The 20,607-nt window shown below is 58.3% G+C and carries 19 protein-coding genes; 10 read left to right on the top strand and 9 right to left on the bottom strand.

Going from position 1 to position 20,607, the window contains the following annotated elements; genetic code table 11:
- Nucleotides 1-11 precede the first annotated feature (11 nt).
- The gene (locus AC13QE_RS05400; protein ID WP_488482917.1) at nucleotides 12-1,472 is read right to left on the bottom strand and encodes a hypothetical protein; all 1,461 of its coding nucleotides are present in this window, start codon (nucleotides 1,470-1,472) and stop codon (nucleotides 12-14) included.
- Nucleotides 1,473-1,582: 110 nt separating this feature from the next.
- The gene (locus AC13QE_RS05395; protein WP_488482916.1) at nucleotides 1,583-3,025 is read right to left on the bottom strand and encodes a hypothetical protein; all 1,443 of its coding nucleotides are present in this window, start codon (nucleotides 3,023-3,025) and stop codon (nucleotides 1,583-1,585) included.
- Nucleotides 3,026-3,324: 299 nt separating this feature from the next.
- Here AC13QE_RS05395 and AC13QE_RS05390 point away from each other — a divergent pair, with 299 nt between their 5' ends.
- From AC13QE_RS05390 to AC13QE_RS05370, 5 genes are all read left to right on the top strand, one after another.
- Nucleotides 3,325-3,942 carry a 50S ribosomal protein L25/general stress protein Ctc gene (locus AC13QE_RS05390; protein ID WP_015340613.1) on the top strand — a complete coding sequence of 206 codons (618 nt, stop codon included), beginning with the start codon at nucleotides 3,325-3,327 and terminating at the stop codon, nucleotides 3,940-3,942.
- Between the two features lie 245 nt (nucleotides 3,943-4,187).
- Nucleotides 4,188-6,554, top strand: coding sequence for an EAL domain-containing protein (locus tag AC13QE_RS05385; RefSeq protein ID WP_488482915.1), 2,367 nt, complete (start codon nucleotides 4,188-4,190; stop codon nucleotides 6,552-6,554).
- 14 nt (nucleotides 6,555-6,568) lie between these two features.
- Nucleotides 6,569-7,300, top strand: coding sequence for a substrate-binding periplasmic protein (locus AC13QE_RS05380; RefSeq protein ID WP_488482914.1), 732 nt, complete (start codon nucleotides 6,569-6,571; stop codon nucleotides 7,298-7,300).
- 73 nt (nucleotides 7,301-7,373) lie between these two features.
- Nucleotides 7,374-8,090: an aminoacyl-tRNA hydrolase gene (pth, locus tag AC13QE_RS05375; protein ID WP_488482913.1), complete on the top strand. Its 717-nt coding sequence runs from the start codon at nucleotides 7,374-7,376 to the stop codon at nucleotides 8,088-8,090.
- Nucleotides 8,091-8,145: 55 nt separating this feature from the next.
- Nucleotides 8,146-8,565: a GNAT family N-acetyltransferase gene (locus AC13QE_RS05370; RefSeq protein ID WP_488482912.1), complete on the top strand. Its 420-nt coding sequence runs from the start codon at nucleotides 8,146-8,148 to the stop codon at nucleotides 8,563-8,565.
- 15 nt (nucleotides 8,566-8,580) lie between these two features.
- Here AC13QE_RS05370 and clpS read toward each other — a convergent pair whose 3' ends face one another.
- Nucleotides 8,581-8,892 carry an ATP-dependent Clp protease adapter ClpS gene (clpS, locus tag AC13QE_RS05365; RefSeq protein WP_488482911.1) on the bottom strand — a complete coding sequence of 104 codons (312 nt, stop codon included), beginning with the start codon at nucleotides 8,890-8,892 and terminating at the stop codon, nucleotides 8,581-8,583.
- A gap of 234 nt (nucleotides 8,893-9,126) precedes the next feature.
- Here clpS and ychF point away from each other — a divergent pair, with 234 nt between their 5' ends.
- Nucleotides 9,127-10,230: a redox-regulated ATPase YchF gene (gene ychF / locus AC13QE_RS05360; protein ID WP_488482910.1), complete on the top strand. Its 1,104-nt coding sequence runs from the start codon at nucleotides 9,127-9,129 to the stop codon at nucleotides 10,228-10,230.
- Between the two features lie 234 nt (nucleotides 10,231-10,464).
- Here ychF and AC13QE_RS05355 read toward each other — a convergent pair whose 3' ends face one another.
- Nucleotides 10,465-11,589 (bottom strand): hypothetical protein, encoded by a 1,125-nt coding sequence (locus AC13QE_RS05355; protein WP_488482909.1) that lies wholly within the window; start codon nucleotides 11,587-11,589, stop codon nucleotides 10,465-10,467.
- Between the two features lie 180 nt (nucleotides 11,590-11,769).
- Here AC13QE_RS05355 and AC13QE_RS05350 point away from each other — a divergent pair, with 180 nt between their 5' ends.
- Nucleotides 11,770-12,234, top strand: a complete 465-nt coding sequence (locus tag AC13QE_RS05350; protein ID WP_488482908.1) for a MaoC family dehydratase — start codon at nucleotides 11,770-11,772, stop codon at nucleotides 12,232-12,234.
- On the top strand, nucleotides 12,231-12,698 hold the full coding sequence (locus tag AC13QE_RS05345; protein ID WP_488482907.1) for a MaoC family dehydratase: 468 nt from the start codon (nucleotides 12,231-12,233) through the stop codon (nucleotides 12,696-12,698). The genes AC13QE_RS05350 and AC13QE_RS05345 overlap by 4 nt, the downstream gene beginning before the upstream one ends.
- A 46-nt stretch (nucleotides 12,699-12,744) precedes the next feature.
- On the opposite strand, the gene AC13QE_RS05340 is transcribed toward AC13QE_RS05345, so the two are convergent.
- From AC13QE_RS05340 to petA, 4 genes are all read right to left on the bottom strand, one after another.
- Nucleotides 12,745-13,287 carry an adenine phosphoribosyltransferase gene (locus tag AC13QE_RS05340; RefSeq protein ID WP_075851091.1) on the bottom strand — a complete coding sequence of 181 codons (543 nt, stop codon included), beginning with the start codon at nucleotides 13,285-13,287 and terminating at the stop codon, nucleotides 12,745-12,747.
- A gap of 217 nt (nucleotides 13,288-13,504) precedes the next feature.
- The gene (locus tag AC13QE_RS05335) at nucleotides 13,505-14,371 is read right to left on the bottom strand and encodes a cytochrome c1 (protein ID WP_488482906.1); all 867 of its coding nucleotides are present in this window, start codon (nucleotides 14,369-14,371) and stop codon (nucleotides 13,505-13,507) included.
- 21 nt (nucleotides 14,372-14,392) lie between these two features.
- The gene (locus AC13QE_RS05330) at nucleotides 14,393-15,670 is read right to left on the bottom strand and encodes a cytochrome b (RefSeq protein WP_488482905.1); all 1,278 of its coding nucleotides are present in this window, start codon (nucleotides 15,668-15,670) and stop codon (nucleotides 14,393-14,395) included.
- Between the two features lie 14 nt (nucleotides 15,671-15,684).
- The gene (petA, locus tag AC13QE_RS05325) at nucleotides 15,685-16,263 is read right to left on the bottom strand and encodes a ubiquinol-cytochrome c reductase iron-sulfur subunit (RefSeq protein ID WP_132717153.1); all 579 of its coding nucleotides are present in this window, start codon (nucleotides 16,261-16,263) and stop codon (nucleotides 15,685-15,687) included.
- Between the two features lie 834 nt (nucleotides 16,264-17,097).
- Between petA and AC13QE_RS05320 the strand changes: the two genes are divergently transcribed.
- Nucleotides 17,098-17,709 carry a LysE family translocator gene (locus tag AC13QE_RS05320; RefSeq protein WP_488483328.1) on the top strand — a complete coding sequence of 204 codons (612 nt, stop codon included), beginning with the start codon at nucleotides 17,098-17,100 and terminating at the stop codon, nucleotides 17,707-17,709.
- A gap of 105 nt (nucleotides 17,710-17,814) precedes the next feature.
- Here the strand turns inward: AC13QE_RS05320 and AC13QE_RS05315 are convergent, their stop codons facing one another.
- Nucleotides 17,815-19,668: an ABC transporter ATP-binding protein gene (locus AC13QE_RS05315; RefSeq protein ID WP_488482904.1), complete on the bottom strand. Its 1,854-nt coding sequence runs from the start codon at nucleotides 19,666-19,668 to the stop codon at nucleotides 17,815-17,817.
- Nucleotides 19,669-20,062: 394 nt separating this feature from the next.
- Here AC13QE_RS05315 and AC13QE_RS05310 point away from each other — a divergent pair, with 394 nt between their 5' ends.
- A complete protein-coding gene (locus tag AC13QE_RS05310; protein ID WP_488482903.1) occupies nucleotides 20,063-20,551 on the top strand; it encodes a tRNA (cytidine(34)-2'-O)-methyltransferase in 489 nt (162 codons plus the stop codon).
- Nucleotides 20,552-20,607 lie beyond the last annotated feature (56 nt).

Below are 20,607 nucleotides of genomic sequence, written 5' to 3'. Positions count from 1 at the left end.
TTCAAATTGTCTTACTTCAGGACCTGACCGTTGACCGACACGTGACCATCGTCTGAAAGATCGATATCCCAGCGCGAGCGCCCATCTGCATCCGTCTTGGCAAAACCCTTGGCCATCATCAGGCCGAAGGAGAGCTGAGACAGATCCTCCTTGGTTTTTGCTGCCTCCTGGATGGCGGCGATCGTCTTGTCGAGATCGCGAGCAAGAACCGTCATCTTCATGGCGACACGGTCCTTCTCGTTCAGCCAGCCGCGCAGGCTGCCGGATGCCTCGACATCATAGAGGCCCGATACGGCGCTGATCTTCGGGAAGTTGACGGTCATCGTCCCGTCCGGGAACATGGCCTTCTGCAGCTTCTCATCCATGGCCGTGTCGCTCTCAGGATTCTTCAAATCGGCCTGCTGAAAAACATCCACGAGAGCGGAGAAATTCAGATTCGGCACTTGCACCTGGATATCAGCCGTATCGGGAATGAAGGCGACATAGTCTTCGGGGATCAGGCCCGTTTCCAGTGCAAGCTTCTCGGCATTCAGCCCGAAGTCCGCATTCATGGCATTGGCTGGCCCGGCTACCTTGAAGAAATAGCCCATCTTCTGCAGGCCGCCATTGCCGAACGGTGTCGTGACCGCGATATCCTTGATGGCGACGGACTCGTCAAAGGAACCGACGATCGGCATGGCATCCATCAGCAAGGCCTTGATCGCCTTGCTGTCGGCATCGGAAAGCGTCTTCTCATCCTTATGTTCGGAGACGAACTGCAGCAGCGAATTCAGTGCCTTCAAGGGCAGCTTCGTCGCCCCCATGCTGAAATCGATCGCTGCAATCTTGACTTCCCCGAGCGTCGCATCGTCGGCCGAAATCTTGTCGTAGAGCGATTGCAGGCTGCCGTTCATCTTGAGATCGAGCCTGCCCGGCTCGCCGCTGTCTGCCGACGACACGGTGTAGGTGATGCTGTCGGCGGTCGCGTCATTCTTCTGGACGCTTTTATCTTCGTCGGTGGTCTTTGTCGCGATGGTGATCCCGTTGCCCTTCATATCCATGGAACGCAGATAATGAAGTGCGGGATCGAAAACGCCCTGAAAGGTCGATGATGCCAAGGCATAGCGAAATTCGGTATCGGGGCCGCTGCCAGGCTTCGAACGGGCCGTCACATCGAAGGCGTTGTTGCCTTCAATGTTCCAAAGGCCACTATCAAGCGGCGTTGCCAGCATCATCAGCGGCTTGAGGCCACTGATATCGAAACCGCTCACATTCAACTTATCGAGCAGCTTCTGCAAATCATAGGTGACTTCGTAGTGCGGGCTGACCGGCTTGACCGCGATCGCACCGCTCTTGGCGATATCATCGGGCAGGAAATAGGTCAGATTGCCGTAAAGGTCCTTAGCACCTTGCTCGCTGACATCAGCCGCCTGCACAACGCCGGCCACGCCGACAGCGAGAACAGCCGCCGTGGCAACCGCTTTGAAACGCATAACTCACCCCCAAATATGATGGAAAAGAAACGTGGAAACCTGAAAGGCGCCGACCGGCCTTTTACATGGAACTTTATCATCGCCCTGATACATGGGCTTACCCTCAAACTTCAAGGCTTCTTCATCACCTGTCCGTTGACCGTCACCGTTCGGTCTTCATCCATGGTGACGTCCCAGCGCAGGCGACCGTCCGGGTCGGTCTTGGCAAAACCCTTTGCAGCAATCAAGCTGAAGGAAACACTGTTCAAGCGAGGCTGTGTCTTGGCAGCCTCTTGCATGGCGGCGACAGTCTTGTCGAAGTCGCGCGCCAGGATCGTCGCCTGCAGCGAAAAGCCGGAATGCGGCTTGGTCGAGGCCTTCAGCTCACCGGAAACCTCGACGTCGTAGACATCGGATTTTGCACTGATCTTCGGAAACTCCAGCGTTCCGTAGCCGCTCGGGAACATCGTGCGTTTCAGAGCCTCACCGGAAACCGGCGTTTCCCGCGCGACAATTGAATCGAGGCCAGCATCGATGAGGCCGGAGAAATTGATATTGGGCACGCCGAGCTGAACATCCACCATCGCGGGCAGGAAGGGCATAAAAGTAGCCGGCACAAGACCCGCATCGGGCGTAAACTGCTCGGCCCTAAGCTCCAGATTGACATTGGACGCTTTGGTTAGGCCGTCCATCTTGAAACTGTAATCGATACGCTTGACGCCGACGTTGCCTTTCTCCGTTGCCACCAGCGCGTTGTTCACGGTCACGGTCTTGCCGAGCGAACCGAAAACCGGCAGAGCCTGATGGACCAGCTGCTCGAACTTTTCGCTGCCACTTTGCGAAAGTTGCTTGGCCTTAACGTGTTGAACGAAGAACCGGATGAGTGCGCGCAGATCCTTCACCGGCAGGCTGGTGGCAGTGAGGTTGGTATCGACGCTGTCGGCGCTGAAAGTGATCGGCGCCGCATCCGGCCGCAGCGTCACCTGCTCATGCAAGCGCTGCAGCGTACCTTGCAATTGTAGATCGACCTTACCCGCTTCGCTACTGTCGGTGACCGTGTGAGCGAATGAGGCGCTGTCGATGGTCGCATCGATCTTGCGCCCGCTTTTCCGGCCACCACCGGCGCTCGAAAATTTCACGCCGCGGCTCTTGATGCCCATCGACCGCATCATTTCGATGGCAGGATCGAAAACACCGTCAAAAGAGCTGGAAGCGATGGAATAGGCAATGTCCGAGGTCGGCGAATGCAGGGCGACATCGAGACTGTTGTCGCCCGTCAGATGCCACCTTCCCTGCTCGACAGGCTGTGCGAAAAGGGAGAGCGGTTTGAAACCCGTCACCGAAAACGCGCTCGAATTGATCTTGTCGAAGAATTTCGCAAGATCATAGGTGATCTCATATTGATCGCCGGCCGGTTTTACGGTCACGAAATCGCTGCGGGCAAGGTCCTGCGAAAGCGAATGCGTCAGAACATTGCGGAGTTCCTTGGCGCCTTGCTCGTTGACGTCGGCTGCGTGTGAGACACCAGCAAGACCCATGGAAAAAACCGCGGCGGCGATAACCCTGGAACGCATGCCCGATCTCTCCTTTTGATCCGGAACGATTGCATTCGACTGTTGATGGGGCTGAGGATATATGTCAAGCCGTTGATAGAGGCCCCGTCGCAGGCTTGTCGGCGGCAGTTGCAATGTCATCACAAGGCCCCGATTCCGGGGGTGCTTGCACCTTCGGCCGCTTTGTATTATACGCCACGCGTCCGCGTAGACACCCTTGGAGGCAACGCGGATGAGGCAGGGCATGCCCTCCTCCAGTTCAATCGATGCGGCGTAGGCCGACCGACTGAACTCTCCAAATAACCTCGAAAGGAATAGCTATGAGCCACGAAAGCTACGAGCTCAAGGCCGAGGCGCGCGAACGGGTTGGTAAGGGGTCCGCCCGTGAACTTCGCCGCAATGGTCTGATCCCCGCTGTCATCTATGGTGACAAGCAGGCCCCCGTTTCCATCGCCCTCAACACCAATGAGGTGACGAAGCGCATCCACGCCGGTGGTTTCCTCACGACGATCGCCACGATCGACGTCGACGGCAAGAAGATCAAGGTTCTGCCGAAGGACTACCAGCTCGATCCGGTCCGTGACTTCACGCTTCACGTCGATTTCCTGCGCGTTTCCGGCAACACGGCGGTTACCGTCGAAATCCCGGTTCACTTCGAAAACCACGAGAAGTCGCCTGGCCTCAAGGCTGGCGGCGTGCTGAACATCGTTCGCCACGAAGTCGAAGTTCATTGCCCGGCCGATGCGATCCCGGAATTCTTCACCGTTGACCTCACGGGCCTGAAGAGCGGCGACAGCATCCACATCTCCGCCATCAAGCTGCCGAAGAACGTGACTCCGGTCATCACCGACCGCGACTTCACGATCGCAACGATCGTTGCCCCGGCTGCCGGCCTTGCTGAAGACGAAGCTGAAGGCGGCGAAGAAGCCAGCGCCTGATTGGCATCTTCAAGCCCGCACATTGAGACCCGCCGCCCTCTGGGACGGCGGGTTTTTTATGCCTAAAAATAAATATTAGAGAAAGTAAAAGTAAGAAGGACTTGGAATCTATACTATTGGTTGATTTCCATTAACCCCACCGTTTCAGCAACATTTAACGGATTCATGAAAACCTACGCGAAAGAGTTGTAGAAAGCGGCGCCCTCCCAAATCCGCTGGTCTATGACCGGGGAGCTAACGGAACTATGAGCCATTCGGTCGAAAACAGGTTTTTCGCGATCGTTTGCGGTGCGCTACTGATTTTCGTGGCGCCACTCTTCGTCCTATTCCTTTTTCTGTCGTCTGAACGCGCGGAAAAGGAAATCAAGGATCACATAACCGTTCTCCTCGTCGCCAATGCCCAGGCCCTCGCAAAGCCGCTATGGGACCTTGATGAAGACAGCGTCACCCAGATCAGCGCCACCACCGTCGCCGAAGGCGCGATCGTCCGTGTCAATGTCCGCGATCTTTCCGGCCAGCTCGACGTCACGCAATCGACCATTCCGAAATCCTACAAGGGCAATCTGGAGTCCATTGACCGGCCGATCATCTACAACGGCGTCGACGGTGCGAAGCGGCTTGGCACCATCACCGTCTATTATCCTCAGCTCGGCCTGTTCGATGGCCTGAAGAGCGAAGAGATCGTCTTCATCTCCATCTTCATCTTCGCCGTCCTGACTGTGTTCGGCGCGGCGCTGATCGGCAATCGCATCTTCGTCATCCAGCCGCTGATGCGGTTGACACATGCCATCGAGGCTACGCGAAGGCTCGGCTCGCGTCATCATGTGGACTGGCAGTCGAATGATGAAATGGGCCGGCTTGCCAGCAGCTTCAACGACATGCAGAGCAAGCTGCAGCGCGAGGAAAACGAACTTAAGCTTGCCCACCGCCGGGCAACCGACACCTATAATCTGACGCCCGCCATGCTCTTTTCGCTCGACAACGACGATTGCATCGCGGCCGTCAGCGACTATTGGCTTGCCACCACGGGCTATGATCGTGCCGAAGTGATCGGACGCGAGTTTGCGAGCCTGGTCTCGCCGGATTCGCGCACGCAATATATCGAGCGCAAACGCGGCAACACCCACAGCGCCGCCCGCATCGACGTCACCGTGAAATTCCTCTGCCGGGACGGGAGGATCATGGATGTCCTTATCCTTGAGACGACCGCGATCCAGGATGGCCTGTCGCTCTCCGTCATGACCGACGTCACCGAACTCAAGCAATCCGAAGACCGTAATCTGCGGCAGGCGATTACCGACCATCTGACCGGCCTTCTCAACCGCCAGGGCTTCGAGAGCGCGCTGGATGCCAAGATCAACGAAGCCGACCTGCGCAAGCGCGAACTCGCCTGCCTCTTCGTCGATCTCGACCGTTTCAAATGGATCAACGACAATATGGGCCACGCCGCCGGCGACGCTGCATTGCGCGAATTGGTATCGCGCCTGCAGAAATGCCTGACGCCGGGCGATATCGCCGCCCGCCTCGGCGGCGATGAATTTGCCATGCTGCTTCTGGCAGAGAATGCCGAAGCTAGAGCAATCGAAATGACCGCCCTCATCGCCGAGGTCTTCGAGGCGCCCTTCGTCGGCGATGCGCGCCTCAGCGCCAGCATCGGGATCGCGATCTACCCGCGTCAAGCCGCCAATGCGGCCGAACTGCTGCTGAAATCCGATATCGCCATGTATGCCAAGAAGCGCGATGGCAAGAACGGCGCACAGATTTTCGACAACGGCATGCTGGACGATTCCCGCCGCCGCGCCGAACTCGAGAGCCATATCGAAACCGGCCTCAACGAAGACTGGTTCGAGGCCTATCTGCAGCCCGTGGTCAATATAGACGACCGCTCCATCGCTGGCTTCGAGGCGCTGATGCGTCTGCATCACCCGCAGAAAGGCATCCTGCCCCCTGGCCGCATCATCGAGGTCGCAGAAGAGACCGGCTCGATCATTCGCATCGGCAACCGCATCATGGAGAAGGCTATCGCCGATTTTGCCCGCCTCTCGCGGATCGAGGGCATGCAGGATACCTATCTCGCCATCAACTTCTCGCCGCTGCAATTCGAATCCGAATTGCCGCTGCGCATTGCGGCTCTCCTGTCACGCTACGAAATCGCGCCTCGGCGCATCGTCGTGGAAATCACCGAGGCCGTGCTCATGGACGACAATCCCGAGACGCGCATGGTCATCAACGAGATCTGCCGCTATGGCTGCCGCATCGCGCTCGACGATTTCGGCACAGGCTATTCCTCGCTGAGCTATATCAACCGCTTCCCGGTCGATATCATCAAGATCGACCAATCCTTCATCCGCGCGATCAACGATACCGCCTCCGATGTCAGCGCCAAGAGCCGCATGCTGGTCGAAAGCATCACCACCCTGTCGCACAAGATGAACTGTACAGTGATTGCCGAAGGCGTGGAAACGGAAGAGGAATGCGCAACCCTTCGTACGATGGGTATCGACTACGGCCAAGGCTATCTTTTCTACCGCCCGCTGCATCCCGAAAACCTCATGAAGACGTTGGCGAGCCTGCAGGAAGACCGCCCTTCCCCCGTGGCGCAGGCGTCATAGCAATGGAGAGCCGGATGCGAGGGCTGCTGTTCATAATCGCCACCAGCCTGCTTTCGTTTTCATGTTTCTTTCCGGCCCACGCCGAAAGCGTTCATTTCACCACCGAGGAATATCCACCCTTCAACTATCGTGAAGGCAAGACCCCTGTCGGCGCAGCCACCGAGCAGATACAAAAGCTTATGGCCGATATCGGGGTCGACTATACGATCGATGTCATGCCCTGGGCCAGAGCCTACAATCAGGCTCTGGCGGAGCCGATGACCTGCGTATTCCTCACTGCGCATAACGAGGAGCGCGACAAGCTCTTTAAATGGATACAGCCGCTGCTGATCGACCGTAACGTTCTCATCAAGCATAGCGGCTCGAACGTTGCCGCAACGACCATCGCCGAAGCCAAGAAATATATCGTCGGCACCTGGCGCGAAGACTATACGGAAGCGATCCTGCGCCGGAATAATTTCCCGCGCATCGACATCGGCAGCGATTTCAAGGCTACCCTGAAGAAGCTGATGAGCGATCGTATCGACTTGATGCCGATCTCGGAATTCTATTTCGACAAGCTGCGCAAAGAAGGCAATGCGGTCGAGAAAGTGACGATCCTTTCTCAGCAGCCCATGGGTATTGCATGCCAGAAGGATTTTCCTGCCGAACTCCAGGGCAGAATGCAGACCGCGCTCGACATGCTCATCGCAAACGGCACGCAGCGGCAGATTTTCCTGAAGTACGGCCTGCACCTTGACGACTGACCGCATGCCGCCTTGACTTTGCCGTCAAATCGCTGTGGTGAAGGGCATCGGTATTTTCCAAGGGGTGAAGCGCATGCTTCTCATCGCGGGCCTCGGCAATCCGGGCGCCAAATATCAAGGCAACCGCCACAATATCGGCTTCATGGCCGTAGATGCGATCTATCGCCGCCACAGCTTTTCGCCCTGGTCGAAGAAATTCAAGGCGGAGATAGCCGAAGGCGAACTCGGCGGCCAGAAGGTGCTGCTCATCAAGCCGCAGACCTTCATGAACCTCTCCGGCGAAGCCGTCGGCGAAGCCATGCGCTTCTACAAGCTGCAGCCGTCCGATCTCGTTGTCATCTACGATGAACTCGACCTGCCGGCCGGCAAGGCGCGGCTGAAGACCGGCGGCGGCCATGGCGGTCACAACGGCATCAAGTCGATCGACGCCCATTGCGGCAAGGAATACCGCCGTCTGCGGCTGGGCATCGGCCATCCCGGCGTCAAGGAGCTAGTGCACAACCACGTTCTCGGCGATTTCGCCAAAGTGGACAGGGACTGGCTGGACCCGTTGTTCGATGCGCTCGCCGACAATGCCGACATGCTGGTGCGCGGCGAGGATTCGCAGCTGATGAACAAGATCGCGCTTGCCCTCGGCGGCAAGCCGGAGGAAGACGCACCGAAGCCGGAGAAGAAAGCGCCCGCCAAGTCCCACATCCATCAGGCGCGCAATCAGATCAAGCCGAAGATCCCCGAAACCGGGCCTATGGCGGAAATGCTGAAGAGGATGTTCGGCAAGAAGGACGATTGAGGTGCCGCAGCCAGCAGTCACAGACGCCGCAAATCTCCCTATACGTTCGGTCGCAATGGCGGACCTTCCGACGCTGCTTGCGCTTTATCGGCATCTGAACACGGAAGACCCGGTGCTGGATCTGCAATTGGCGCAAAGCCGCTTCGCGGAAATCCTCACTCATCCCGGCATGACGATCCTCGCCGCCTTTGACGGCGACAAGGCCGTCTCCTCCGTGACGCTGACCGTCATTCCCAATCTCACGCGCGGCGGTGCGCCCTATGCTTTGATCGAGAACGTGGTAACCCACGCCGATTACCGTCAGCGCGGCCTTGCCGGCGCAGTCATCCGTGCGGCATTCGCAACTGCCTGGGAAAAGAACTGCTACAAGGTCATGCTGCTGACCGGCTCGAAGAACCCGGCAACGCTGCGTTTCTACGCCAATTGCGGCTTCAAGCAGGATAAGACCGGCTTCCATGTCCGCCGGCCTGCTTAGCAAGTATTACCGTGCCTATTCCTCAGGCTCGGTCGTGAACATCAGCGGGAAACCGGCGCTTTTAGCAAGATCGATCGCCTCCTGCGCCTTCGTCTCGGCGACATCCCGCGCGCAGACCATGACCACGCAGGTTCCGAGCTTGTGCGCAGTCATCATCACCCGATAGCCGGTCTCCTCGCTCATACGGAAGACGGCCTTCAGCACCATGATGACGAATTCCCGCGGCGTATAATCGTCGTTCACGAGAATGATCTTATAGAGCTTCGGCCTTTCGACCTTCGGCTTCGTTTTAGGCTTTGGCTTCAGGACAACATCATTGTCACTCATCGGCATCACCGTTGACGACAGAAAAAGAGTTTTGGGCTAACAGGTGAAGATTATAGTGCGGCGCACTAGGTCATTCAAGGACGACAGCGTCTCTCGGATGATGCAAAGGGGCATTCGAGAGACTTCCGCCTCTCTTTCGGCAGAAAAAAGCCTCCTTGCCCGCACAAGACTTGACCCGCAACGGCCCTTCCCCCATAGGCACTGCAAAGATCTTCAAGATATGGACAAGGTGCCATGGGTTTCAAATGCGGTATCGTCGGGCTGCCGAATGTCGGCAAGTCCACTCTGTTCAACGCGCTGACCAAGACGGCGGCGGCGCAGGCGGCGAATTATCCGTTCTGCACGATCGAGCCGAACACGGGTGAAGTCGCGGTTCCCGATCCCCGTATGCGTAAGCTCGCCGACATCGCCAAGTCGAAGGAACTGATCCCGACGCGCATCTCCTTCGTTGATATTGCCGGTCTCGTCCGTGGCGCCTCGAAGGGCGAAGGCCTCGGCAACCAGTTCCTTGCCAATATCCGCGAAGTCGATGCCATCGTGCATGTGCTGCGCTGCTTCGAAGACAGCGACATCACCCATGTCGAAGGCCGCATCAATCCGGTTGCCGATGCCGAGACGATCGAGACCGAGCTGATGCTCGCCGACCTTGAGAGCCTCGAACGCCGCACCGAGCAGACGCGCAAGCGCGCCACCGGCAAGGACAAGGAATCCATGGCGATGCTCCCGATCATGGATGCATCGCTTGCATTGCTTCAGGAAGGCAAGCCGGTTCGCACGCTGCTCTCGAAGCTCGACGCCGAAGAGATCCGCATCCTCAAGAGCCTAAACCTTCTGACCTCGCACCCGGTGCTTTACGTTTGCAACGTCGCCGAGGGCGATGCCGCGACCGGCAACGAGCATACCGCGGCAGTCGCTGCCATGGCCAAGGAGCAGAATTCGGAAGTCGTCATCATCTCCGCCGCCATCGAGGCGGAAGTGGCGCAGCTGCCCGACGAAGAGGCGAAGGAATTCCTCTCCGCGCTCGGCCTCGATGAAGCTGGCCTCGACCGTCTGATCCGTGCCGGCTACAAGCTCCTGCACCTCATCACCTACTTCACCGTAGGCCCGAAGGAGACGCGTGCCTGGACGATCGAACAGGGCACGAAGGCGCCGCAGGCAGCCGGCGTGATCCATTCGGATTTCGAACGCGGCTTCATCCGCGCCAACACGATCGCCTACGACGACTACATCGGCTATAACGGCGAAACCGGCGCGAAAGAAGCCGGCAAAGCCCGTGACGAAGGCAAGGAATATGTCGTCCAGGACGGCGACGTCATCCACTTCCGCTTCAACACCTGATTGCTTCTATCCTGCCGGCGCCTAAGCAATTTCAGGAAAAGTGCGAAGCGGTTTTCCGTCCGGAATTGTATTAGAGACGGATGATTTCAGGTCTGTTCGACCTGAAATCTGAATCCGTCTCTAAATTAAAAAGTTAGAGCGGGATGTCGCCCGAAAACCGCGCACACTTTTCGGCATCCCGCTCTAAAATAAAAGGATAGAGCGTTTTCGCGATTCGAAGAAAAGCGGAAAACTCTATCTGAGCGCCGGCAATCTCGCCTGCACGCCGGCGGGCAGGCGCCGCACGACGATGCCACGCAGATCGGCCCAGCCGATGCCGATCACAAGCACCACCAGCCCGACAATCATCAGCACCAGGAAACCGATTTTGTCGAAGCTGGCATTGTTGTGCCGAAGGATGGCCGCAGTCGCGAGGCCGAGCGAGACGAGGCCGGCCGTCACGAAAGCGCGGCGATCAATCACAAGCCCGATCAGCATCATCGCCAGAACTGCGATCAGCACAGTCACCGCCTGCAGGTAGCCACCGAAGAGCACGTCGGTGAGATTGGTAAAAACGGTGCCGCTGCTGGCAAGCTCCAGGCGCAAGGCCAGAAGGACGGTCGAATAAAGCAGCGCCGGCGTGGTCGCGAGATGCAGCCAGAATGCCACATCCGAGCGGCGCGTGACCCGCTGGGGATCGCTGAGATCGAAGCGCATCGCCAGGACGAAGCTGCCGACTGCCGTCACCAGCAGGATCATGAGCGTCTGGATCGGATAGTCTGCCGGCACATTTGCAGATCCCGTCACCATGCCGGCGATATAGAAGACCCCTGCGAGAAACAGCCCGAATAACGAAAACAGCAATAGCGCCAGCGACAGAGGCACGCGGTAACGCCAGTAGAACAATGCCAGCGACAGCGGAAATGGTGCCGCGATGACGATTGCGCCGATGGTGAAATTTTCACTCAGTGCAGGCGTGGAGCCGACATAGGTGATCACGGTATGGAAGACCCAGGCTACCAGCGCGACGGTCAGCACGACGGCCGGAAGCGCCAGCCGTTGACGGCGGACAAGAATTTCGGCCAGAACGACGATCGCCAGCAGCGACACATAGCGGTTCGTCAGACCCCATAGCCCAGCGAGAAGCACGATGATGCCGATCGTGATCAGCACGTCGTGGAAGCCACGGATGAAGCGCGGAGCTTCCGTATCCTCCAAAGGATTGGCTTCGCTGAACGATGGCACGCCCAGACGACCCTCAGCTGCCGGCACCGCGCCGATGTTCTTGGCCACCAGATAGGGCAGCAATCTCTCGGCCTGGATGGAGGAAATAATCCCCTCGCCGGCCGCTTCGTCCAATGCGATCTTGAGTTCCCTCATCTTGCTCTCGTTTCATAGCGCCATGATCCATGCCTCACCATATCATCGTCGCACAATCAAGAGCTGCCGGCATCGATAGACAATCACCCTGAGCAGCGCCTGTAGGGTTATGAAAACGCTTGCGCCGCCACAGCGGGCCATGCGATTGGCGATGAACGAGAGTGGAGGATGACAGAGGATATGACGAAACTCGTCTACGAAGACTTCCGGCCGGGACAGGAATTTCCGCTCGGTCCCAAACTCATGACGGCGGGGGAGATCATCGAATTCGCCAGAGAATTCGATCCGCAGCCGATGCATCTGGATGAGGAAGCAGGCCGCGCCAGCATTCTCGGCGGCCTTGCCGCTTCCGGCTGGCACACCTCGGCGGTGTTCATGCGCATGATGTGCGATTCCTATCTCCTTGCCACCGACGCACAAGGCGCGCCGGGCATCGATTTTATGGAGTGGAAGAAGCCGGTTCTGGCGGGCGATACCCTGTCGGGCCGATCGATCGTCGTCGAGGCCCGTCCCATGCGCTCCCGCCTGGGTATCGGCATCGTCAGGTTCCGCCATGAGGTCGAAAACCAGCGCGGCGAACTGGTCTGCCTCGGAGAGAACGCGGTCATGATCCGCATGCGCAGCGTCGCGGAGGTTTCGGCATGAAGATGAGAGAACTCTATGCCGTCGGTGAACGTATCGAAATCGGTGGCCACACCTTCACGCCGGAAGGCATCATGCACTTTGCCTCGCGCTTCGATCCACAAATCTTCCATATGGATGCGGAAGCCGCCAAGCACTCCCTGTTCGGCGGTCTCTGCGCTTCCGGCTGGCATAGCTGCTCCATGTGGATGCGCAGCTTCGTCGATTTTTGGAAGTCCGAACAGGCCCGGTTGGTTGCCGAAGGCAAGACGCCGCCCATCCTCGGCCCCTCGCCTGGCTTCAAAAACCTGCAATGGCTGCGGCCCGTCTTCGGCGGTGATACGATCAGCTATGGCGTCACGATCCTTGACAGTCGCCCATTGGCCTCGCGCGCCGGCTGGACGCTCTATACGCTCGCCTGCGATGGAGTGAACCAGGACGGTGCTCCGGCCCTGCGCTTCGAAAGCAGCGTTCTGGCTTTTGAATAGCGGGCTGCGGGGCCGTTCGGAGCGGCCCCATCAGTCCTTTCGGCCATTAGTGGCCGGCGAATTCCACCAGCGTATGTACCGGCACGTCAAGCTCCTCGAGCTTCCTGCGGCCGCCAAGGTCAGGCAGGTCGATGACAAAGCAGGCGGCAACCACTTCGGCACCAATCTGGCGCAGGAGCTTGGTGGCACCGACGGCAGTACCGCCGGTCGCGATCAGATCGTCGACCAGGATGACCTTCTCACCCGGATTGACCGCATCGCGATGCATCTCCATCTCGTCTACGCCATATTCCAGGCTGTAGGCGATGCGAACGATGTCGTGCGGCAGCTTACCCTTCTTGCGGATCGGCACGAAACCGGACGACAGCTGATGCGCCACCGCGCCGCCGAGAATGAAGCCGCGCGCTTCCATGCCGGCGACCTTGTCGATCTTGGAGCCGGCATAGGGATGCACCAGCGCATCCACGGCGCGACGAAACGCCCTGGCGTCGCCAAGCATCGTCGTGATGTCGCGGAAGATGATACCGGGCTTGGGATAGTCCGGAATGGAACGGATGCTGGCGGCGAGCTCCGAAGCGATAGTGTTCATGAAATATATACTCTCAGGCTATGATAGGGCCGGCCGCACCCTATCAAGACCCGAGCCCTATACCAACAAAAAAGCCCAACCGCTTTGCGCTCCGCCATTGCGGTGTTGCTATCACCTCAATGACAAACGAGGCCGGAACATCACAACCGATGTCCCGGCCTCTCAATGTATAAGGCGGCCTCGACGGGCCGCCCTTTTCATCGAAACATCGCAGTACTCAGTGAGCGCCTGCCTTGGCATAGACGGAGCGCTTGGTGAGATAGATCAGCGTGGAGAAGATCAGCAGGAACACCATGACCATGAAGCCGAGGTGCTTGCGATCTTCCAGATGCGGTTCGGACGTCCACATCAGGAAGGCAGACACGTCGCGAGCGTATTGGTCCACCGTCTGCGGCGAACCGTCGTCATAGGTCACCTGACCATCCGAAAGCGGCTTCGGCATCGCAAAGGTCGCGGCCGCATCGAAATACGGATTGTAGTGCGAGTTCTGCGGCACCTTGAAACCGGCCGGCGGCTCTTCGTATCCGGTCAACAGCGAGTAGATGTAATCCGGTCCACCTTCCTGATACTGCGTGAAGATATCGAAGATGAACTGCGGGAAGCCGCGCTCGATTTCGCGTGCCTTGGCAAGCAGCGACATGTCGGGCGGCACAGCCCCGTTGTTGGAGGCCGCGGCCGCTTCGTCGTTCGGGAACGGCGAGTTGAAATGGTCAGACGGGACCGCCTTGCGGGTGAACATCTCACCCTGAGGGTTCGGGCCATCCTGCACTTCGTAGTTGGCGGCAAAGGCCTTCACCTGGGCTTCCGTGTAACCGAGATCTTCCAGCGTGCGGTAAGCCACCAGCTTCATCGAATGGCAGGCGGAACAGACTTCCGTATAGACCTTCAGACCACGCTGCAGCTGTGCCTTGTCATAATAGCCGAACGGGCCGGAGAAGGTCCAATGCTGCTCGCGCGGCTCCTTCAGCGGATAATGCGGTGTCTCGGCTTCCGCGGCAGGCTTCGTTTCCGCAGCAATGGCGGAAACGGTGGCCAAACCGCCGATCAGGGCAAGCGAGAGAAGGCCGGCAACAATCTTTTTCATCGTTTTCTTCCTTCCAACCGCTCAGGCGCTCATCGTGACGGCGTCTTTTTTGCCGCCCTGCTTTTCAAGAACCGCCTCCGTAATTGAATTCGGAATGCGCTTCGGTGTCTCGACTATGCCAAGGATCGGCATGATGACCAGGAAGAACAGGAAGTAGAACAGCGTCGCGAACTGCGCGGCCGTGGTATAGATGCCCTCTGCGGGCTGCGAGCCAAGCCAGCCTAGAAGGATGGCATCGGCGATGAACAGCCAGAAGAACAGCTTGTACCAGGGGCGATAGACGGCCGAACGGATCTTCGACGTATCGAGCCAGGGCAGGAAGAACAGCACGATGATCGCACCGAACATCGTCAGAACGCCACCAAGCTTGGAGTCGATCGGGCCGATGTTGAAGGTGATCGAGCGCAGCATCGCGTAGAACGGCAGGAAGTACCATTCCGGAACGATGTGAGCCGGCGTCTTCAACGGGTTGGCCGGGATGTAGTTATCGGCATGGCCGAGGAAGTTCGGCAGGTAGAAGACGAAATAGGCGAAGACCAGCAGGAAGACGGAAACGCCAAGCGCATCCTTCAGCGTCGCATAGGGCGTGAAGGCGACCGTGTCGGTCTTCAGCTTGACTTCGACGCCCGTCGGGTTCGTCTGGCCGGTCACATGCAGCGCCCAGATGTGCAGAATGACGACGCCGGCGATCATAAACGGCAGCAGATAGTGCAGCGAGAAGAAGCGGTTGAGCGTCGGATCGTCAACGGCAAAGCCGCCGAGCAGGAAGGTCTGGATCCAGTCGCCGACCCATGGGAAGGCCGAGAAGAAGCCGGTGATGACGGTTGCACCCCAGAAGGACATCTGACCCCAAGGCAGAACGTAGCCCATGAAGGCAGTCGCCATCATCAGGAGGTAGATGATCACGCCGAGAATCCAGAGGATTTCGCGCGGCGCCTTATAGGAGCCGTAATAAAGGCCGCGGGCGATGTGCAGATAGACCGCAACGAAGAAGAACGACGCGCCGTTGGCATGCATGTAGCGCAGCAGCCATCCATGATTGACGTCACGAACGATCTTTTCGACCGAATTGAAGGCGATCGCCGTATTGGCCGCATAGTGCATGGCCAGCACGACACCGGTCAGGATCTGCAGAACCAGCATCACGGCTAGCATGGCGCCGAAGGTGTAAGCGTAGTTCAGGTTGCGCGGGACCGGATAGGCGATGAAACTATCATAGACCATGCGCGGCAGCGGAAGCCGCGCGTCGACCCATTTTTCGAGCCCTGTCGATGGCTCGTAAGACGAATGACCACTCATGTTTCAGCTCCCCCTCAACCGACCTTGATCTTCTTTTCCGACGTGAACGCATATTGCGGTATGAAGAGGTTCTGCGGTGCAGGCCCATGGCGGATGCGACCGGCAGTATCGTAAACCGAACCGTGGCAGGGACAGAACCACCCGCCATATTCCCCCGCCTGACCGAGCGGGATGCAGCCGAGATGGGTGCAGACGCCGATCATGACGAGCCAGTTTTCCTTGCCCTCGCCGGCCGAACGGGCAACGTCGGTTGCCTGTGCATCGGACGGAAGATTGGCGTTGCGAGCGACCGGATCTTTCAGGTCCGAAAGCTGCGTGCCCTTGGCATCGTCGATTTCTTTCTGCGTGCGGTTACGGATGAAGACGGGCTTACCGCGCCATTTCACCGTCAACGACATGCCGGGCTCAAGGCTCGACACATCGACTTCGATAGATGCAAGAGCGAGTGTCGATGCGTCGGGCCGCATCTGGTCGATAAACGGCCATGCGACGGCAACTGCACCCACCGCACCGGCCATACCTGTCGTCAAATAAAGGAAATCGCGGCGAGTCGGCTCGCCGGTGGACTCAACTGTCGTACTCTGCTCGCTCAAAGCTGCACATCCTCTTCCCGCAACCCACGGCAAAAACCGCGGTACCCCTCTCACTAACGGCGAATCAATGCGACCACAATTCCGCCATAGATTCCTCCGTAACCCGCTGCGTTCTAAGCTTGATCGCAAATTATGTCCAGTCTTGGCAAGGGGTCAGGGCACAATGTCGCGGCAAAACTGCGTTAATGCGTCGCAAGGCCGGAGCTCAATCTTCCCCTTCTCCGCAGAGAGAAGTTAAGCCCATGAAAAACTAGGGAATTCCGCAGCGTTTTTCTCCGGCGCGACGCAAAATAAGCGATCAGCACAATACCGCATAGCAACAAAAACAATGAAAATTCCTCGAAATTCCGATCTCAACCTCTCCTTCTCACGTGAACGCAGACCGAATTTCGTGCGCGATTTATCAGTGAACGCCATATTCCCTGCAACCCTATAAGAACTGTAAAACGGAGCCGGGATCGACCGGTCGAGTTGGCAACGGCCGTGAGCGGCGCATTGAGCGTCGAGCGCGAAATGCCGGTTGAACTGCAATTTCATTCAAGACCGGAAAACACGATGCCTCGATATTGCCTCAAGCCATTATCGAGTGAGAGTCATGCACGCTACCCAAGCCGACGCCATGTATCGACAGCATCCGTGGTCGCTCGACACCTTGCCCGCGACAAACCTACCAGTCGGATATTTCATCGCGCGAAATCGTGCGACGACGGCTCTCGTCGTCGAGAAAGCTTCACCGAGAGTCCATCAGGACGCCTCGCGTGGATCAGTCGCCGAAACAAGCACCTCGGCTCAAACCTTACTGCCGATATTCCGCTCTTCCGTGGGGGCTACCGCATGAACATCGAGTTTTTGATCACGACCCTCATCATCGTCGCCTCTCCCGGCACCGGCGCGATCTACACACTTGCCGCCGGATTGTCTGGCGGCACGAGGGCGAGTATGGTCGCCGCATTCGGCTGCACGCTTGGCATCATCCCGCATTTGCTTGCGGCGATAAGCGGCCTTGCCGCACTCCTGCACACCAGCGCAGTAGCGTTTCAAGCGCTCAAATGGCTGGGAGTGGCCTATCTGCTCTACATGGCTTGGTCGATGTTTTTGGAAAAGGGTATTTTGCGCATTGACGGCGCACCGATCGACAAGAGCACGCGACAGGTGATAGGCTCGGCAATCCTGATCAATTTGCTTAATCCCAAATTGTCGATCTTTTTCTTCGCCTTCCTGCCTCAATTCGTGACGCCGGATCAGACAAGCCCGATCATGCTGATGCTGAAGCTCAGCCTGGTCTTCATGGCGCTCACCTTCATCATCTTCGCAGCCTATGGCGTATTCGCAGCTCACCTGCGCCGCCATATCGTCTCGAATCAAACGGTGCAATCATGGATGCGGCGAAGCTTCGCGACTGCGTTCGGATTGCTTGTGACGCAACTCGCTCTGGCAAGCCGCTAGCCCGCAACATCGTCTTCCAGACTTCTCGTTACGCTTTGATTTCTGAAAAATAGCCACACAGGAAACAACAACTGGGGTACCTTGGCGCCCCAGTTGTCCGTCTCATTATTGTGCCGCCGTCTCGACCTCTTCATGGTCGGCAAGGAAACCGCCGGATTGGCGGCTCCAGAGTTCGGCATAGATGCCGCCCTGCTGGACCAGCGCCTGATGCGTGCCCATCTCGATGATCCTGCCCTTGTCGAGAACAACGAGGCGGTCCATCTCGGTCAGCGTCGACAGGCGGTGGGCGATGGCGATCACCGTCTTGCCATGCATCAGCGCGAAGAGGTTTTCCTGGATCGCCGCTTCCACTTCGGAATCGAGCGCCGAGGTTGCCTCGTCGAGCACCAGGATCGGCGCGTCCTTCAGAAAGACGCGGGCGATCGCGATACGCTGCCGCTGGCCGCCTGACAGTTTCACACCCCGCTCGCCGACCTGAGCGTCGAGCCCGGTGCGGCCATGCATATCCACCAGACCCTCGATGAAGTCCCAGGCATTGGCGCGCTTGGCCGCCTGGATGATGTCCTCATCGGTCGCGTCCGGACGGCCGTAGGCGATGTTGTCGCGGATGGAACGGTGCAGCAGCGAGGTGTCCTGCGTCACCACACCGATCATCGAGCGAAGGCTGTCCTGCGTCACACCCGCGATATCGTGGCCGTCGATGGTAATGCGGCCGCCCTCCAGATCGTAGAAGCGCAGAAGCAGGTTCATCAGCGTCGTCTTGCCGGCGCCGGAACGGCCGACAAGGCCGACCTTTTCGCCCGCGCGGATATCGAGGGTCAGATCCTCCATGACACCCTTCGCCTTGCCGTAATGGAAGCGAATGTGGTCGAAGCGGATCGCTCCCTGCTGGGCAACGATCGGCGGTGCCGCCGGCTTGTCGATGATGTCGTGTGGCTTCGTCATCATCTCCATGCCGTCATAGACGGTGCCGATGTTTTCGAAGAGCGCAGAGACTTCCCACATCACCCACTGTGACATGCCGTTGACGCGCATCGCAAGGCCGATGGCGATGGCAATCGAGCCGACCGAGATCGAGCCGCTGAGCCAGAACCAGATCGACAGAGCCGAGACGATGAACAGCGCCGCGCAGTTGTTGAAATAGACCGAGGCGTGGAACAGCGTGACCTTGCGCATCTGTTTGTGCACGGTATTGAGGAACTCCTCCATGCCGGCCCTGGCATATGTCTCCTCGCGGCCCGCATGCGAGAACAGCTTCACTGTGGCGATGTTAGTGTAGCTGTCGACCACGCGGCCCGTCATCATCGAGCGCGCGTCGGCCTGCTGCGCGGCGATCTTGCGCAGTACCGGCACGAAATAGGCGACGATGGCGACATAAACGCCAAGCCAGACCAGGATCGGAATCATCAGCCGCCAGTCGGCCGCCGCGATGACGAGGATCATCGACAGGAAGTACGTGAACACGTAGACGAAGACATCGAGGATCTTCATGACCGTTTCGCGCACGGCAAGCGAGGTCTGCATCACCTTGGTGGCGACGCGGCCTGCGAACTCATTGGCGAAAAAGGTCATGCTGTGGCGCAGCAGGAAGCGGTGCATCTGCCAACGCGCGATCATCGGATAGTTGCCGAGCAGCACCTGGTGCATGATGAAGCTGTCGAGGATCGCCGCAGCCGGCAGGCCAATCAGCACCATCGCCCCCATCCAGAACAGCTTATGCCATTCCGTCTGCAGGAAAGTCGCCTTATCCGCATGCGTCAGCCAGTCGACGATATCGCCGAGGAACTGGAACAACGCCACCTCGCCGATCGCGATCGACATGGTGAGAATGCTCATGGCAATCAGCCACGGCAGGGCCGGCTTGGAATAATGCCAGCAGAAAGCGAAGAGGCCGCGCGGCGGCGTATCCGGCGCCTCGCTCGGAAATGGATTTAGTCGGCGTTCGAACCAGCTAAACATGGAAATGCTCCAAAGACTCGACCCTTCGACCACCCGCTGCGCTGAAAGATCGCAGATTCATATGGTGGCCGGGCGGTAAAACGACGAGGCCATAGTGGCCGCGCAATGACTTAAAGAAGGGGGATACTTGCGAATATGCGCCTTATAGCGCTCTTCAAATCCGTGGGTTCACGGCACCGAGGCGCAGCATCATAAACAAGATATCCATCTGAGCCTCCTCTTTCGCAAGTTGTAGAGCACGCGTCTTTTAGCGCGACTTTTCCTGTTTGAAAAGCGAAATATGCCTGAAAAATGGGCTAAACTCTTCAATTCTGCTGATGGGAGACATCACCGGAATCGAGGGATCCCAGGAAAAACCGGAGACAAATCGGGGCGATTTCGCTAGTTGCAACATATGACCAAGCTCCGCATCGCCCTCTACCAACCCGATATTCCCGGCAACACTGGCACGATCCTGCGGCTTGCGGCCTGCCTCGGCCTTGGCGTCGACATTATCGAGCCAGCCGGCTTCGACATATCCGACCGCAATCTGAAGCGCGCCGGCATGGACTATCTCGCCGCCGTCACCCTGACCAGGCACGTCAATTGGGAGCGCTTCGAGGCATGGAGGCGAGAAAGCGGACGACGGCTGGTGCTAGCCTCCACAAAAGCAGCGCAGCGCTACACGGATTTTACTTATCGCGACGACGATATTCTCCTCTTCGGCCGCGAAAGCGCCGGGGTGCCGGACCACGTGCACGAAAAGGCCGATGGCCGCATCCTGATCCCCATGGTCGAGGGCCAGCGCTCCATCAATGTCGCGATGTCGGCGGCCATGATTTCGGGTGAAGCGCTGCGACAGACACAATGGTCTGCACCGGGCCTGAATGTCGCACCCGAATAGCCGTTGGCACGTGGGATAAAGTGTGAGAAGCTTTGCCTTGGAATGCTCTAACTCAG

Source organism: Martinezella sp. CNPSo 3957, from assembly GCF_057784395.1.
This window is presented reverse-complemented; position numbering and strand designations above follow the sequence as displayed.

What these genes read in the sequence shown, in the direction of transcription:
- AC13QE_RS05355 (WP_488482909.1), bottom strand. Translation starts at nt 11,589, where the DNA reads ATGAGGGAACTCAAGATCGCATTGGACGAAGCGGCCGGCGAGGGGATT.
- AC13QE_RS05345 (WP_488482907.1), top strand. Translation starts at nt 12,231, where the DNA reads ATGAAGATGAGAGAACTCTATGCCGTCGGTGAACGTATCGAAATCGGT.
- AC13QE_RS05350 (WP_488482908.1), top strand. Translation starts at nt 11,770, where the DNA reads ATGACGAAACTCGTCTACGAAGACTTCCGGCCGGGACAGGAATTTCCG.
- AC13QE_RS05335 (WP_488482906.1), bottom strand. Translation starts at nt 14,371, where the DNA reads ATGAAAAAGATTGTTGCCGGCCTTCTCTCGCTTGCCCTGATCGGCGGT.
- AC13QE_RS05330 (WP_488482905.1), bottom strand. Translation starts at nt 15,670, where the DNA reads ATGAGTGGTCATTCGTCTTACGAGCCATCGACAGGGCTCGAAAAATGG.
- AC13QE_RS05320 (WP_488483328.1), top strand. Translation starts at nt 17,098, where the DNA reads ATGAACATCGAGTTTTTGATCACGACCCTCATCATCGTCGCCTCTCCC.
- AC13QE_RS05370 (WP_488482912.1), top strand. Translation starts at nt 8,146, where the DNA reads ATGGCGGACCTTCCGACGCTGCTTGCGCTTTATCGGCATCTGAACACG.
- AC13QE_RS05400 (WP_488482917.1), bottom strand. Translation starts at nt 1,472, where the DNA reads ATGCGTTTCAAAGCGGTTGCCACGGCGGCTGTTCTCGCTGTCGGCGTG.
- AC13QE_RS05395 (WP_488482916.1), bottom strand. Translation starts at nt 3,025, where the DNA reads ATGCGTTCCAGGGTTATCGCCGCCGCGGTTTTTTCCATGGGTCTTGCT.
- AC13QE_RS05385 (WP_488482915.1), top strand. Translation starts at nt 4,188, where the DNA reads ATGAGCCATTCGGTCGAAAACAGGTTTTTCGCGATCGTTTGCGGTGCG.
- pth (WP_488482913.1), top strand. Translation starts at nt 7,374, where the DNA reads ATGCTTCTCATCGCGGGCCTCGGCAATCCGGGCGCCAAATATCAAGGC.
- AC13QE_RS05315 (WP_488482904.1), bottom strand. Translation starts at nt 19,668, where the DNA reads ATGTTTAGCTGGTTCGAACGCCGACTAAATCCATTTCCGAGCGAGGCG.
- AC13QE_RS05390 (WP_015340613.1), top strand. Translation starts at nt 3,325, where the DNA reads ATGAGCCACGAAAGCTACGAGCTCAAGGCCGAGGCGCGCGAACGGGTT.
- clpS (WP_488482911.1), bottom strand. Translation starts at nt 8,892, where the DNA reads ATGAGTGACAATGATGTTGTCCTGAAGCCAAAGCCTAAAACGAAGCCG.
- AC13QE_RS05340 (WP_075851091.1), bottom strand. Translation starts at nt 13,287, where the DNA reads ATGAACACTATCGCTTCGGAGCTCGCCGCCAGCATCCGTTCCATTCCG.
- ychF (WP_488482910.1), top strand. Translation starts at nt 9,127, where the DNA reads ATGGGTTTCAAATGCGGTATCGTCGGGCTGCCGAATGTCGGCAAGTCC.
- AC13QE_RS05310 (WP_488482903.1), top strand. Translation starts at nt 20,063, where the DNA reads ATGACCAAGCTCCGCATCGCCCTCTACCAACCCGATATTCCCGGCAAC.
- AC13QE_RS05380 (WP_488482914.1), top strand. Translation starts at nt 6,569, where the DNA reads ATGCGAGGGCTGCTGTTCATAATCGCCACCAGCCTGCTTTCGTTTTCA.